The sequence below is a fragment of the Kribbella sp. NPDC056345 genome (genome assembly GCF_042262745.1).
In the GTDB taxonomy this organism is placed as follows: Bacteria; Actinomycetota; Actinomycetes; order Propionibacteriales; family Kribbellaceae; genus Kribbella.
Map to the genome: position 1 here is coordinate 42,289 of NZ_JBHJQQ010000007.1, position 14,378 is coordinate 56,666.

The window sequence follows — 14,378 nt, forward strand, 5'->3', positions numbered from 1 at the left end:
CCGTCCCCAAGCCTGTGAACTACTGAACTCCGAACGAGGAGACTGCCCATGCCCTCACCACGGATCCCCGCGGTCACCCTCGCCGCGGTGCTGACCCTCGGCGCGGTCACGGTGGCGCCTGCCAGCGCGGGGTCACCACCCCAGCGCGGGAGTGCCCAGCCCACCACCAACTCCGTCACCCTGATCACCGGGGACGTCGTCTCGGTCACCGAGGCCGGCAACGGCAAGAAGGCGGCCAGCGTCCAGCCTGCACCGGGCCGCGAACGCGTGGCGTTCCACACCGTCGAGGCGGACGGCGGACTGCGCGTGCTGCCGGGTGACGCCGTCCCGTACATCTCCACCGGCGTTCTCGACGTCGACCTGTTCGACGTGGACGAGCTGATCCGGGACGGGTACGGCGACTCGGCCGCACCGCAGCTCCCACTGATCGTCAAGTACGCCGGTGGCGCCCGGAGTGCCTCCGCACTCGCCGGTACGACGACCACCCGGCAGCTCGACTCGATCGGCGGCGCTGCGGTGTCAGCGGCCAAGGGCGAGCTCCCGCAACTGTGGAAGTCACTTGCCGGTGCCAGGACGCTGAGCAGCGGCGTCAGCAAGGTGTGGCTGGATGGCAAGGTGCGTCCGGCGCTGGACAAGAGCGTCCCGCAGATCGGTGCGCCGGATGCGTGGAAGGCGGGTTACCAGGGTTCCGGCGTCCAGGTCGCCGTACTGGACACCGGTGTGGACGCGCAGCACCCCGATCTGGCCGGGAAGGTGAAAGAGGCCGAGGACTTCTCCAACAGCGCGACCGGATCGGCCGACCGCTTCGGCCACGGCACGCACGTCGCTGCGACGATCGCCGGCACCGGTGCGGGGGCAGGCGGTGCCCGCAAGGGTGTCGCGCCGCAGGCCGACCTGCTGATCGGCAAGGTGCTTGCCGACGACGGCATGGGGTACGACTCGTGGATCATCGCCGGGATGGAGTGGGCGGCCGCGAAGGGCGCCAAGGTGATCAACATGAGCCTCGGTGGTGGGGCCACCGACGGGACCGACCCGATGAGCGTGGCGGTCAACGACATCACCGCGCGGACCGGCGCGCTGTTCGTCATCGCAGCCGGCAACGACGGCCCGAGCGACGAGACGGTCGGTACGCCGGGCTCCGCAGCCGCTGCCCTCACAGTCGGCGCGGTCGACCGCACCGACAAGCTGGCCGAGTTCTCCAGCCGCGGACCGCGGCTCGGCGACAGCGGACTGAAGCCTGAGATCACCGCACCGGGTGTGGAGATCGTTGCGGCCCGCGCAGCCGGCACCGACATGGGCAACCCGGTGGACAACCTCTACACGGCCGCCTCCGGTACGTCGATGGCCACGCCGCACGTGGCCGGCGCTGCGGCGCTGCTCGCCCAGCAGCACCCGGACTGGAAGGCCGACCAGCTCAAGAACGCACTGGTCAGCACTGCGAAGACGCAGGCGAACCAGACTGCCTACGAGCAAGGCGCCGGCCGGGTAGACCTGACGCGTGCGGTTGCCCAGCAGGTGTTCGCGAGCGGTGTGGCCGACTTCGGCCTGCAGAACACGACCGGCTCGAGCAGCCGGGCCATCACCTACCGGAACGACAGCACCGCACCGATCACGCTGGCGTTGTCCACAGCAGTGACCAACCTCGACACCGGCGCGGCTGAGACCGACGCCCTCGGCCTCCCCGCCACCGTCACCGTTCCGGCTCGCGGAAGCACCGAGGTCTCGCTGAACCTGGACACGGCCAAACTTGAGCGCGGTCTGCACAGCGGCTGGGTCACAGCGACCGGGCCGAACGGAGTGCTCACCCACACTGCAGTGGGCGCGTTCAAGCAGGGCCCGAAGCACACGGTGACCCTGCGAGCGGTCGGACTGGACGGCCAGCCGACCGGTGTCCCGGTCATCTCGCTCTACGGCAGCAACTCGCGTTCCGACGTACTTGCCTGGATCGGTGACGGTCAGACCTACGAGGCCCAGATCGAGGAGGGCACGTACCTGCTGCACTCGCTGGTCGAGAGCTACGACCCGGAACACGAGCAGGTCAGCCTGTTCACCGATCCGAACGTCGTGGTCGACAAGGACCGGGAAATCGTCATCGATGCCCGCAAGGCGGTTCCGATCACCATCGAGACGCCGAAGCCGTCCGAGCAGCAGTCGATCCTCAGCTACTACGTGCATCGCGAGTACCCCAACGGCCGGTCGATCAGCCACGGGGTGATGCACTTCAGCACCGTCGAGCAGGTGAACGTGACGCCGACCAAGCCGGTCCAGGACGGCAAATTCGAGTTCTCGTCCCGCTGGCAGCTGGTCGCACCGCTGGTCCAGACCTCGATGCCCGAGCTCGACATCAACCTGCTGCACCAGTCGCCGTCGTACGAAGGTAAGCGGCGGTTCCCGCTCGTTCTCAAGGCGGCCAAGGGCGCGCTGCTGGTTGAGCGCACTCGGGAGGACATGAGCGAGGAGGAGCAGATCGCGGCAGCGGCTGCCGCTGGAGCCGCTGCGATCATCCTGGTCCGTCCAGCCGGACAAGGCGCGTGGACGGTCTGGCGACCGCTGGGAGACCGGGAACCGATCCCGGCGATGGTGACCACGGCCGGCAACGGTCAGAAGCTGATCGACCGCGCCCGGCGCGGCCACGCCAGCATCGACGTGACGCTGACGACGTCCAGTCCGTATCTGTACGACGTACAGCAGGTGTCGACCGGGGCGATCCCCAGCAAGATCACCTACAAGGTGACCCCGCAGAACTCCGCACGCGTCACCACGCGGTACCACGACAACGGCGGCTTCGGCTGGGCCAAGGAGCAGCGGTTCGGCTGGCGCCCGTGGCAGGACTACTCGTGGAACGACTACCAGCGGTTCGTCCAGACGCCAAAGGTCCGTGAGGAGTGGGTGACCTCCGGTGACTCGCTCTGGCAGCACCGGGTCCACCACCTCTGGACCTGGGACACCATGAACCCGCTGCGCGGTGGCATGACCGAACAGCCCAAGAGCTACCGCACCGGTACGTCGAACGAGACGTGGTTCGGTCCGGTCGTCCGGCCGGCCGCTGCACCTGGTGTGGTCTCCACGAGGACAGGTGACCGGCTCTCGCTGCGCATCCCGTCCTTCGTCGACTCGAACGGGCACTACACGATCGGCGAGACCAGTGCGGCGTCAGCAGTGCTGTCGCGCAACGGTACGACGATCGCCGAGCTGCCCGATGCGTGGCAGGACGTGATCACCACCAGCGGCGACGCGTCGTACCGGCTGGACCTCAGCACCGAACGCAACGATCCGGACGGTGAATGGCTCTGGGGTACGCGGACGCAGACCAGCTGGGAGTTCCGCTCGGCCAAGACCGCAGAGGACAAAGCGACCCCGCTGTCCCTGCTACAGGTCGGCTACAAGGCGCCCACCGATCTGAACGGCCGTGCACCGCGCACACACGTCCTAGGCTTCGACGCGCCCAAGACGAAGGGCCTGCAGGCGTGGGCGTCGTACGACGAAGGCAAGTCCTGGCAGCGGCTCCCCGTGGTGGGCGCCCTCGGCCAGTACCTCGCGGTCGTCCCCAACGCCCGCAACACCGTCTCCCTCAAGGTCCAGGCGACCGGTGCTGACGGCAGCAAGGTCACTCAGACCGTGATCAGGGCCTACGGCGTCAAGTAGTGCAGGCTCGCACCGGGCCTGGTCAGAGCCAGTCGCGTTTGGCGGCTTGGTAGGCCAGGCCGGTGCGGGTATCCACACCGGCCAGCATCATCAGGCGGTCCAGGCGGCGCTGGACGGTACGGCGGCTGATCCCGAGCTGCGAGGCGATCGACTTGTCGGGCACGCCGGCAACGAGTAGCGAGAGCAGGAAGCGTTCGTGGTCGTCGAGAACCCCGGTGGCCGGCGCTCCGCCGGAGTGCATCGTCACCGGGGTGGCCATCTCCCAGTGGCTCTCGAACAGCGCCAGGACTGCGTCGAGCAGCTGGCCGCGACTGATCACGGCAGCAGTGGGTTCGCCGATGCCTAGCTCGTCGTCGCGGACCAGCGGGCAGACTGCGGTCGCTCTGTCCACGATCGCGAGCCGGACCGGCAGAGTGGGCAGTGTCCTGGCTTCCTCACCCCAGCTGATGCCCTCGGCGATGGTGTCGAGCTCGCCGGGCGTCTCAAGCAGCGCCCGCTCGTAGATGGCGCGATAGCGGACCCCGCGGGACAGAGCGCCGTACTCCTCGGTGTTCTCAGCGCCTGGCATGGCCAGAGGGTTCGCTCGGCAGAACCAGAGGATCTCCTCGCGGGCCGACTCCTGCAGGTCCCGGAGCGCGCTCCCGCAGCGCCGCGGCGCCGACGACGACCTCGACCAGATGGTGCGCGTCCCGACGGCTCGCACTGGCCCGGAACTCCTCGCTCAGCACAGCCACCGTCTTGCGGGCCGCTTCGAGCGACTCCTGCCGACGCAGCAGCGTCGTCCCGAGCGCAACATCCGGCGGCAACGCGCGGAACACCGGCTCATCGGCGGACTGACTGACCGCGACCAGCCCCTTCGCCTGCAACCGCTGCAGAACCTCCACGGCCTCCTGAGGCGACAGCTGGGCGACCTCCGCCAGCTCGGCCGAGCGCGCGGCCGACAAGCCGACGAGCAGCCGATAAGCCCGTTCCTCCTGGGCGTCGAGCAACAAGCCGTCCTGCATCGATTCACCTCCCGCACCCCAGCTAACCAGTCCGGACGCGCCCACGGCGACCGTTTTCCGCGCGGCTTTGATCAAATCCTTACTCGGCGTCGAGGGCGGTCAGCTTCAGTTGCACGCTCTCGGCCTGCTGTTCGCGACCCTGGTCGCGGTACGCCGTCAGGGCGTCCTGCCATGCGGTGCGTGCTTCGGCCAGGTCGCCGCGGGCGTGGTGGACGTCGCCGATGTGGTTCCGGGTTTCGGCTGTCTGGCGCACGTTGCTGATCTGCTCGTACGACGTGAGTGCGTCCTCGAATGCGGTCAATGCCTCGTCGAAGCGGCCGGCCGCCAGCGCTGCCATGCCGAGGGAGTCCAGTACGTCGCCACGGCTGTCGTGGTCACCGGTCTGCTCGAAGATCTCGAGTGACGCCAGGCCGGCTGCGCGTGCTTCGTCGTAGTGGCCGAGTTTGGCGTGGATCCAGGCGACGACGTTGTAGGAGTCCGCTAGCCACCGCTGCTTGCCCAAGGTCTTGTAGAGCTCCAGCTGAGCGAGCCCGTAGGGCAGTGCGGCCGCGAAGTCCTGCTGGTTACACAGGGCCCCGGCCAGCATCTGCAGACAGGCCGCATGCTCGGTTGGCCGGCCGCTGCGTGCCGCATAGACCAGGGCCTGCTCCAGATGCGACAACGCCTCGTCACGCTGCCCCAACAGCCCACGGCTGCGGCCGTAGTAGCGGTGGACCATCGCCTGGTCGGCAGCCTCGTCCAGGTGCGGTACGACGGTCAGCGCGTTCGCCCACATCTCCGCGGTCAGTGTGTCCTGCCCGCGCCAGCTCTGAAAGACCGTCAGGCCGTAGGCAAGGTGCCAGACGATGTCGTGCCAGCCGCGTTCCATGGCCAGTCGCTGGGTCGCCAGCAGGTTGTCGGCCTCGGCATCCACCCAGGCGCCGGCCTCGTCGCGGTCTTTCAGACCCAACGGACCAATCTGGTCGCCGTTCACCGGTGAGCGCTCCGGAGCGACCACCCGGTCCGCCTCGACAGCGCCTCGGCGGTAGTGGTCGGCCAGTCGCCATAGGGCCTGGCTGTCGTCGACCTTCTGCTCGCGGGCGTACAGGCGGATCAGGTCGTGCAGGCTGTAGCGACCAGGAGCGTGCTGACGGATCAGATGCGCGCTCTCCAGCCGAGCGAGACTGCGCCGCGGGTTCCCGTCCACGAGCGCCGCCACTGACGCCGTACTGATGTCTTGCCCGGGGACGTGGGCCAGCAATGCGAGCAGGGCGGCGGCATCTGGGTCGAGGGAGCGGTACGAGCACTCGAAGACACTGCGCAGCCCCGCGTCGAGTTCACCGGCCTCGAAGGCGTCCAGCCGAGCGTCTGTGTCTCGTAGCTCTTCGGCAAAGGCCGACAACGGGAAGTCGGGCCGGCCGGCGATCCGGGCCGCCACGATCGCCAGTGCCAGCGGCAGGCCGGCACAGTGCGTCAGCAACTCGTCGAACGCCGCCGGCTCCGCACTCGCCCGGTCTGCACCGATCTGTCGCTGCAGGAGGTCCCGCGCGTCAGCAGGATCGAGGACATCGAGATCCACCGGTACGGCGCCGTGCCGCGTGAGCAGTCCGCCCAGGCGGTTGCGGCTGGTGACGATCACCGTGCACCCGGCCGTACCTGGCAGCAGTGGTGCGACCTGCGAACTCTCCTTGGCGTTGTCCAGCACCAGCAACAGCCGCTTGCCCGCCAGCATGGTCCGGTACAAACCTGCCCGGGCCTGTGGATCGGGTGGAAGCCGCCCGGCACCGAGAGCTTGGAGGAGACCGCTCATGGCCGTGTCGGCCGGCAGCGGCGGTTCCACCGGGTCGAAACCGCGCAGGTCGATGAACAGCTGACCATCCGGGAACCGGGCCAGGTTGCGATGTGCCCAGTGCAGAACCAGCGAGGTCTTGCCGATCCCACCGGCGCCGCCGACCGCCGATACCGCGACCGTCGCCTGCTGGTGATCCCCAGCCAAAGCGGTCGAGAGTTGCTTGAGCACCGGGTCGCGTCCGACGAAGGTGGCCGGTGCCGCCGGCAGTTGCTGCGGCACCACGCGGTCGGCGCGGGTGGTGCCGAGGATCTCCTGCTGCAGTTGCTGGAGCCGGGCGGACGGTTCGATCGCCAGCTCGTCCACGAGCGCGCGGCGGATGCGGTCGTACTCCTGCAGTGCATCAGCAGCTCGATCGGCTCGCTGCAAGGCCAGCATCAGCTGACCGGCCACGCGCTCGTCGAGCGGATGCGCCTGACTGCGACTCCGCAGTACCGGCAGGAGATCGCCGTACTCGCCTTGGGACAGCTGCAGGTCGGTCAGGTCGAGCTCGGCGGCGAAGCGTTCCGCGTGCAGGCGCTCGCGTTGCTCCGCGAACCAGGGGGTGTCGAGGTCGGCCAGGGCCTCGCCGCGCCAGAGGTCCAGCGCCTCCTCGAAGAGAGCTGCCGACTGCTCGGCGCCGGCCGCCGCGACCAGGCGACGGAAGCGGTGGACGTCGACCTGGTCCGGGTCGACCTGCAAAACGTAGCCACCGGACTGGCGGACGATCTCTGCGTCTAGGACAGCGCGCAGCCGGGACAGGTAGGCGTACAGCGTCTCGCGGGCGCGTTGCGGCGCGCTGTCACCCCAAACCCGTTCGACGAGCTGGTCCGCGGTCACCGGGCGACCGGCCTCGAGCAACAGCACGGCCACCACCGACCGCTGCCGCAAATGCCCCAGCGCCGTCGGCACGACCTCCCCCAGTACGCCGTACTCCATCTGCCGCCTCCAGCACGCTGACCTGCGGATTCAAGGCTGACACAAGGTTGCGGTCAAACCTCCTGCGCGATGGTACGGAAGAACGAAGGAGAGCACATGTCCCGTACAGATTCCGCCTATCAAGGTTCCTGACCATTCGTTGCAGCCAACGGATTCCCCGCGCCGGTCCCCACATCTGTCGGCGCGGGCTGAGACGGTAGGGCGATGACGGGGATTCGCATTGCCATCACTCAGCCGACCATCACCGCGGACGCGGCGGCGAACGGGAAGACGGTCCGTTCGCTGATGCGGAAGGCAGCGGCCGGGCGGGCCCGGCTGGTGCAGTTCCCCGAAGGCATGCTGAGCGGTTACGCGAAGGCGCAGATCGCCGACTGGGCCGACGTCGACTGGGCCGCCGTCCGCACCGAGCTCGAGCAGATCATGGCACTGGCCGCCGAGCTGGAGATCTGGGTCGTGCTCGGCTCGGCACATCCGCTGACCCCGCCGCACCGCCCGCACAACAGCCTGTACGTGATCTCCGACACCGGCACCCTGGTCGACCGCTACGACAAGCGCCTCTGCTCACACACCGAGATCACGCACTTCTACACGCCCGGCTTCGACCCCGTCGTCTTCGACGTCGACGGCTACCGCTTCGGCACCCTGATCTGCATCGAGATCAACTTCCCGCAGCTGTTCGCGCAGTACGAGCGCCTCGGTGTCGAGTGCCTGCTGCTCTCGTCGTACGGCGCCAACGAGCCCTTCGAGACCAAGGCCGCCGCCCATGCCGCGATCAACTGCTACTGGGTCTCGACCTCACTACCGGCCCTGCCCGACGACCCGACCCCGTCCGGCCTGCTCACCCCGGCCGGCCTCTACACCACCCAGGTGGCCGGCCAGTCCCAGCTCGCCTTCGCCACCATCGACCGCGAGGACCCCACCCTGAACTTCCCACTGCACGCCGCCCGCCCCTGGCGCGCCATCGCCACCAAGGGCGAGATCTACCGCTCCCGCGCCGTCACCGACCCACGCTCCACCAACCGGACCGCACTGTGAGCGAGGACACCTCAGGACAAACAAAAAATCCCGGTCTCTCGACCGGGATTCCTGCTGGCAATCGCTGTGCGCGAGGGGGGAGTTGAACCCCCACGCCCTTTCGGGCACACGGACCTGAACCGTGCGCGTCTGCCTATTCCGCCACCCGCGCGCTGCCACTCAGACGACGTCTTTGTGACGAGAAGGAACATTAGCACGGGATCTCCCGGTGCTTCACATTGCGGGTTCGGTCGAACCTCCCGTTACGATCGATCGTCGTACCCGGTGTGTCCGCCACGACCGGTGGATACGGACCGTGGACCGACCGTGGAGGAGGAGGCGTGCGACCGCTGCAGCGCTTCGAGCGACGTCTGGAGGGCATCGTGAGCGGTGTCTTCGCGCGCGCATTCAAGGGCGATGTCGAGCCGATCGAGCTGGCTGCGGCGCTCAAGCGTGAGATCGACAACACCGCCCGGATCCTGTCCCGGGACCGGCGGCTGGTGCCGAACCACTTCACCATCGAACTGGGCCCGGGCGATTTCGAGCGCCTGAACGCGTACGGCCGGACCCTCAACCACGAGCTGTCCAACGAGCTGCGGGACCATGCCGATATCCAGCGGTACACGTTCTCCGGGCCGATCGAGATCGAGCTGACGCAAGCCGACGACCTCCCGACCGGTAAGTTCCGGGTGGTCAGTGCGACCGTCGGGACACCGCAACGGCGCCCGCCGTCCTACGAGCAGCCCTACCAGCAGGAGCCCTACGTGCCGCCGAACGACGGCCAGACGGTGCTGCAGAGCGCCCCGGTCACCCCACCGCCCGCCCCGCAGCCACGCCGCAGCGGCCACCCGCAGGTGATGCTCGAGGTCAACGGGCGTCGCCGCCCGGTCAACCCGCCGGGTGTCGTGCTCGGCCGTGGCACCGATGCGGACATCCAGATCAACGACCCCGGGGTCTCCCGGCGGCACGCGGAGATCCGGCTGATGCCCGAGGGCAACGGCGGGATCCGGGTGGTGCTGGTCGACCTCGGCTCGACCAACGGCACGCTGGTGAACGGCCGGCGCGCCACCGAGCAGGAGCTGGTCGACGGCTCGACGGTGCGGATCGGCAACACCACGATGACACTGCGGCTGGCGGACGAGCCGATGGCTCAACCGCCGAGCAGCGGGTGGTGACCGCACCACCATGTCGGAACTGACGCTGACCCTGATCAAACTGGGGTTCCTGGCCCTGTTGTGGATGTTCGTGCTGGCCGTGCTGTCCGTGATTCGCTCCGACCTGTTCGGGGCGAAGGTGGACAGCCGGGCCGCGGCGGCCGCCGTACCGGCCGCGGCCCGGACGCCGAAGCCGGCCAAGCCGGTGAAGAAGCGCAAGGGACTGCCCGGATCGGTGACGATCGCCGACGGCCCGCAGGCCGGGGTCGGCGCGACCCTGGTCGAGGAGCCCGTGGTGATCGGCCGTGGTTCGGACTGCCAGATCCGGCTCGACGACGACTACTCCTCCACCCGGCACTCGCGACTGTTCCTGTCCGAGGGTCAGTGGTGGGTCGAGGACCTCGGCTCGACCAACGGGACGTACCTGGACGGCCAGCGGGTGACCCGCCCGGTGCCGGCCGAGATCGGTGGCTCGATCCGGATCGGCCGGACGACGCTGAACATCGCGAAGTAGGCCTGCCTCGATGACCCTGTCGCTCGACTACGCCGCACTGTCCGATGTCGGACGGGTGCGCCGCAACAACGAGGACTCGGCGTACGCCGGTCCGCACCTGCTGCTGCTCGCCGACGGAATGGGTGGCGCGGCAGCCGGTGAGGTGGCCAGCGCGGCGGCGGTCCAGGTGATCCGGCGGCTCGACACCGCCGCCATCAGCGGCGAGGACATGATCGAGGCGCTGGCCGGTGCCGTGCACCGCGCCAACGAGCGGCTGTCCGAGCTGGTCGAGGAGGACCCCGAGCGCGAGGGCATGGGCTCCACCGTCACCGCGCTGATGTTCGACGGCCAGCAGCTCGGTCTCGCGCACCTCGGCGACTCCCGGGCGTACCGGATGCGGGACGGCCTGCTCTACCAGCTCAGCCACGACCACACCTTCGTGCAGTCACTCGTCGACGAGGGCCGGATCTCCCAGGAGGAGGCCTTCACCCACCCGCACCGCAACCTGATCCTGCGGGTGCTGGACGGCCGGCCGGACTCCGATCCCGACCTGCAGATCCTCGACGTCCAGGCCGGCGACCGGCTGATGCTGTGCAGCGACGGGCTGCCCGACTACGTCGCCGCCGAGGTGATCGCCGCCTCGATGGCCGACGGTACGCCGGACTCGGTCGTGGTCGAGCTGATCACGCACGCACTCGAAGCAGGCTCCAACGACAACATCACCTGCGTGGTGGCCGACGTGGTCGAGACCGAGCCGGCCAGCGGGAGCACCCCGCAGCTGGTCGGGGCCGCGGCCGAGCTCGCCCAGGGCGGCACCGGCCGCGGTGAGGCGACCACGCTGGTCCCCGGCGGCAGCAACAGCGGTGGTGGTAGCGGCGGCCGCGGCGCGCCCCTCGACCCGGAGGAGCTGCGCTACGCGCCCCGCCCGCCGAAGCGGTTCCCGTGGGTCCGGCGCATCCTGGCCGTGCTGATCATCCTCGGTCTGATCGTCGGAGCCGGCTGGTACGGCTACCGCTGGACCCAGGACCAGTACTACGTCGGCACCGACGGTGACTTCGTGGCGATCTTCCAGGGTGTGGACGCGGACATTCCCGGCGTCACCCTGACCAAGGTCTACGAGAAGCAGCAGCAGTTGCAGGTGGACAAACTTCCGACGTACAACCGCCAGCAAGTGGAGAGCAACATCGAGGCTGACGACCTGGCCGGCGCCCGCGCGATCGTCAGCGAGCTGCAGCGCACGGCCGAGGAGTGCGCGAAGAAGCTCACGCCGCCGACGCCGACGCCGACGGTGAAGCCCTCCAATCCGCCGGTCTCGAAGCCGCCGGCCACGACCGCGCCGACGAAAACCCCGTCCGGTACGGCGAGCACCCCGGGCGGCACCGCCAACCCGGACGACTGCGACGGCGTCAAATGAGCATCGCTTCCACCTCGGTCATCCAGATCATCCCGCGGACCCGGCGCGGGGTGGAGCTGTTCCTGCTCGTGATCGCCGTCGGTATCGCGGTCGGCGCCTACGTCAACATCGGCATCACCGCGCAGGACGGCGTCCCGGCCAGCACCGGCCTGTACGCCGCCGGCATCGGTCTGCTCGCGTTGATCGCGCACCTCGCGCTCCGCTTCCGGGCCCCGTACGCCGATCCCGTCATCCTGCCGTGTGCCGTGCTGCTGAACGGTCTGGGCGTCGCGATGATCCACCGGATCGACCTCGGCCTGACCTCGATCGGCCGGACCAAGGGCGTCCCGTTCGCACCGCAGCAGATCACCTGGACCGCGGTCGGCGTCGTACTGTTCCTGGCCGTCGTCATCGTGGTCCGCGACCACCGGCGGCTGCAGGCCTTCACCTACACGCTCGGCCTGGTCGGTCTGGTGCTGCTCGTGCTGCCGCTCGTCCCGGGCCTCGGTGTGAACATCAACGGCGCCTCGATCTGGATCCGGGTCGCCGGGATGTCGTTCCAGCCCGGTGAGTTCGCCAAGGTCTGCCTGGTCATCTTCTTCGCCGGCTACCTGGTCGTGAAGCGGGACGTGCTGACGCTGGCCGGCCGCCGGTTCCTCGGTCTGGACCTGCCCCGCGCCCGCGACCTCGGCCCGATCCTGGTCGCCTGGCTGGTCAGCCTGGGTGTCCTGGTCTTCGAGAGCGACCTCGGCTCGTCGCTGCTGTTCTTCGGCCTGTTCCTGTTCCTGCTGTACGTCGCGACCGAGCGGGCCGGCTGGCTGATCATCGGTGGCCTGCTGTTCGTCGCCGGTGCGTACTTCGCCTACCAGACCTTCGGGCACGTCACGAAGCGGATCAACGACTGGCTGGACCCGTTCTCGATCGACGGCGGCCAGATCGCGGTCGGTCTGATGGGCCAGGCCTGGGGCGGCATCCTCGGGCGCGGCCTCGGCCAGGGCCAGCCCCACCTGACCCTGTACGCGAACAGCGACATGATCATCTCCTCGTTCGCCGAGGAGCTCGGGCTGACCGGGCTGATCGCGATCCTGCTGATCTACACCCTGATCATCGAGCGCGGCCTGCGGACGGCGCTCGCCTGCCGGGACATCTTCGGCAAGCTGATCGCGACCGGTCTGGCGATGTCGTTCTCGCTGCAGGTCTTCGTGATCGTCGGCGGTGTGACCGGCCTGATTCCGCTGACCGGTCTGGCCACCCCGTTCATGGCGCTGGGCGGTACGTCGCTGGTCGCGAACTGGGCGATCATCGGGCTGCTGCTGCGGATCAGCGACCAGGCCCGGAGACCACAGACACCTGCCGCCCCGGTGTCCGACGAAACGATCGCGATGGCGGTGCAGAAGGCATGAACTCGGCGATCCGACGACTGGCTGTGGCGGCGATGGTGCTGATGCTCGCCCTGATGGCGAACTCGACGTACCTGCAGGCCTTCCGGTCCAACGAGCTGAACGGGCGCAACGACAACAAGCGGGTCCGGGACTCGCAGTTCTCGGTCGACCGGGGCGCGATCCTGATCGGCAACAAGGCGATCGCGAAGAGCGATCCGTCCAGCGACCGGTTCAAGTACCAGCGCACCTACCCGGAGGGACCGGTCTACGCCCCCGTCACCGGCTACTACTCCTACCTGTTCGGCCGGGCCGGAATCGAGCTGAACCAGAACTCGGAGCTGAACGGCTCCGACCCGTCGCTGGCGTTCCGCCGGATCATCGACGTGATCAGCAACCGTCCGCAGCAGGGCGCGAGTGTCACCTTGACGCTGAATGCCAAGGCCCAGCAGGCGGCGTACAAGGGTCTTGGCGACAAGAAGGGCGCGGTGGTCGCGATCGAGCCGAAGACCGGCAAGATCCTGGCCCTCGCGACCACTCCGTCGTACGACCCGAACCAGCTGGCGAGCCACGATCTGAGCAAGGTCTCGGCCGCCTGGAAGAAGCTGGAGGCGGACCCGGACAAGCCGACGCTGAACCGCGCGGCCCGCGAGACCTACCCGCCCGGCTCGACGTTCAAGCTCGTCACCGCCGCGGCCGCGCTCTCCAGTGGCAAGTACACGCCGGAGACGAAGACCAACTCGCCGGCCGAGCTGCCGCTCCCGCAGACCACCACCCCGCTGGTGAACGAGGACCGGAAGAACTGCGGCGGCAGCAACGAGGCGACCCTGACGATCGCGCTGCGCTACTCGTGCAACACCGCCTTCGGCAGTGTCGGCCTGGAGCTCAAGGCCGACGCCTTGCGCGAGCAGGCCGCCAAGTTCGGGTTCGGTGAGCGCCACCTGCCGGAGCTGTCCGGTGTCGCCAGCGCTTTCCCGGGCGACCCGAACGAGCCGCAGACCGCGCAGTCCGCGATCGGCCAGTTCGACGTCCGCGCGACCCCGTTGCAGATGGCGATGGTGGCCGCCGGGATCGCGAACAAGGGTGAAGTGATGAAGCCCTACCTGGTCCAGAGCGTGAAGACCGCGAACCTGAAGACGGTCTCCGAGACCAAGCCGGAGTCGCTGCACCAGGCCGTCACCCCCGAGGTGGCCGCCCAGCTGACCGGCATGATGGTCGACGTCGTGAAGAACGGCACCGGCAAGAAGGGACAGATCGACGGTATCGAGGTGGCCGGTAAGACCGGGACGGCGCAGACCTCGCCGGAGCGCCCGCCGTTCGCCTGGTTCACCGCCTTCGCACCGGCCAACGACCCGCAGATCGCGGTCGCGGTGATGATCGAATCGGCCGACGTCGCACGCAACGACATCGCCGGTGGCGCACTGGCCGCGCCGATCTCCAAAGCCGTGATGGAGGCGGTGCTCCGATGACGAGCACCATACGGAATGATGCGCTCACAGAGCGTCTTTCCAACGGGGATCCACTGGTGGCGGAAGCTACCGTGGGCAAAT

The 14,378-nt window shown here is 68.7% G+C and carries 10 protein-coding genes and 1 tRNA gene; 7 read left to right on the top strand and 4 right to left on the bottom strand.

Annotated features, from left to right (window positions below):
* Positions 1-48: 48 nt before the first annotated feature.
* Complete coding sequence (locus tag ACFCV3_RS24415) at positions 49-3,645, top strand: S8 family serine peptidase (RefSeq protein ID WP_376033422.1); 3,597 nt, start codon at positions 49-51, stop codon at positions 3,643-3,645.
* A 22-nt stretch (positions 3,646-3,667) separates the two neighbouring features.
* On the opposite strand, the gene ACFCV3_RS24420 is transcribed toward ACFCV3_RS24415, so the two are convergent.
* The 3 genes from ACFCV3_RS24420 to ACFCV3_RS24430 form a co-directional block, all read right to left on the bottom strand.
* Positions 3,668-4,213, bottom strand: coding sequence for a helix-turn-helix domain-containing protein (locus ACFCV3_RS24420; protein WP_376033424.1), 546 nt, complete (start codon positions 4,211-4,213; stop codon positions 3,668-3,670).
* The gene (locus tag ACFCV3_RS24425; RefSeq protein WP_376033426.1) at positions 4,200-4,649 is read right to left on the bottom strand and encodes a helix-turn-helix domain-containing protein; all 450 of its coding nucleotides are present in this window, start codon (positions 4,647-4,649) and stop codon (positions 4,200-4,202) included. Before ACFCV3_RS24425 ends, ACFCV3_RS24420 begins: the two co-directional genes overlap by 14 nt.
* Before the next feature lie 79 nt (positions 4,650-4,728).
* Positions 4,729-7,395, bottom strand: a complete 2,667-nt coding sequence (locus ACFCV3_RS24430; protein ID WP_376033428.1) for a BTAD domain-containing putative transcriptional regulator — start codon at positions 7,393-7,395, stop codon at positions 4,729-4,731.
* 204 nt (positions 7,396-7,599) lie between these two features.
* Between ACFCV3_RS24430 and ACFCV3_RS24435 the strand changes: the two genes are divergently transcribed.
* Entirely contained in the window at positions 7,600-8,430 is an 831-nt protein-coding gene (locus ACFCV3_RS24435; RefSeq protein WP_376033430.1) for a carbon-nitrogen hydrolase family protein, read from the top strand.
* Between the two features lie 67 nt (positions 8,431-8,497).
* On the opposite strand, the gene ACFCV3_RS24440 is transcribed toward ACFCV3_RS24435, so the two are convergent.
* Positions 8,498-8,581: transfer RNA gene (locus ACFCV3_RS24440), tRNA-Leu, on the bottom strand.
* A gap of 169 nt (positions 8,582-8,750) precedes the next feature.
* Here ACFCV3_RS24440 and ACFCV3_RS24445 point away from each other — a divergent pair.
* Genes ACFCV3_RS24445 through ACFCV3_RS24465 form a run of 5 tightly spaced genes read left to right on the top strand, consistent with a single transcriptional unit; the run spans position 8,751 to position 14,297 of the window.
* Positions 8,751-9,584 (top strand): FhaA domain-containing protein, encoded by an 834-nt coding sequence (locus tag ACFCV3_RS24445; protein ID WP_376033432.1) that lies wholly within the window; start codon positions 8,751-8,753, stop codon positions 9,582-9,584.
* A gap of 10 nt (positions 9,585-9,594) precedes the next feature.
* Positions 9,595-10,077: an FHA domain-containing protein gene (locus ACFCV3_RS24450; RefSeq protein WP_132406816.1), complete on the top strand. Its 483-nt coding sequence runs from the start codon at positions 9,595-9,597 to the stop codon at positions 10,075-10,077.
* Between the two features lie 10 nt (positions 10,078-10,087).
* Positions 10,088-11,470: a PP2C family protein-serine/threonine phosphatase gene (locus ACFCV3_RS24455; protein WP_376033434.1), complete on the top strand. Its 1,383-nt coding sequence runs from the start codon at positions 10,088-10,090 to the stop codon at positions 11,468-11,470.
* Positions 11,467-12,852, top strand: a complete 1,386-nt coding sequence (locus ACFCV3_RS24460; RefSeq protein WP_376033436.1) for an FtsW/RodA/SpoVE family cell cycle protein — start codon at positions 11,467-11,469, stop codon at positions 12,850-12,852. The genes ACFCV3_RS24455 and ACFCV3_RS24460 overlap by 4 nt, the downstream gene beginning before the upstream one ends.
* On the top strand, positions 12,849-14,297 hold the full coding sequence (locus ACFCV3_RS24465) for a peptidoglycan D,D-transpeptidase FtsI family protein (protein WP_376033438.1): 1,449 nt from the start codon (positions 12,849-12,851) through the stop codon (positions 14,295-14,297). The genes ACFCV3_RS24460 and ACFCV3_RS24465 overlap by 4 nt, the downstream gene beginning before the upstream one ends.
* Positions 14,298-14,378: the final 81 nt, after the last annotated feature.

Bases quoted from the DNA above. Each gene is read 5' to 3' on its own strand.
- ACFCV3_RS24465 (WP_376033438.1), top strand. From the start codon at position 12,849: ATGAACTCGGCGATCCGACGACTGGCTGTGGCGGCGATGGTGCTGATG.
- ACFCV3_RS24430 (WP_376033428.1), bottom strand. From the start codon at position 7,395: ATGGAGTACGGCGTACTGGGGGAGGTCGTGCCGACGGCGCTGGGGCAT.
- ACFCV3_RS24450 (WP_132406816.1), top strand. From the start codon at position 9,595: ATGTCGGAACTGACGCTGACCCTGATCAAACTGGGGTTCCTGGCCCTG.
- ACFCV3_RS24460 (WP_376033436.1), top strand. From the start codon at position 11,467: ATGAGCATCGCTTCCACCTCGGTCATCCAGATCATCCCGCGGACCCGG.
- ACFCV3_RS24415 (WP_376033422.1), top strand. From the start codon at position 49: ATGCCCTCACCACGGATCCCCGCGGTCACCCTCGCCGCGGTGCTGACC.
- ACFCV3_RS24425 (WP_376033426.1), bottom strand. From the start codon at position 4,649: ATGCAGGACGGCTTGTTGCTCGACGCCCAGGAGGAACGGGCTTATCGG.
- ACFCV3_RS24420 (WP_376033424.1), bottom strand. From the start codon at position 4,213: ATGCCAGGCGCTGAGAACACCGAGGAGTACGGCGCTCTGTCCCGCGGG.
- ACFCV3_RS24455 (WP_376033434.1), top strand. From the start codon at position 10,088: ATGACCCTGTCGCTCGACTACGCCGCACTGTCCGATGTCGGACGGGTG.
- ACFCV3_RS24435 (WP_376033430.1), top strand. From the start codon at position 7,600: ATGACGGGGATTCGCATTGCCATCACTCAGCCGACCATCACCGCGGAC.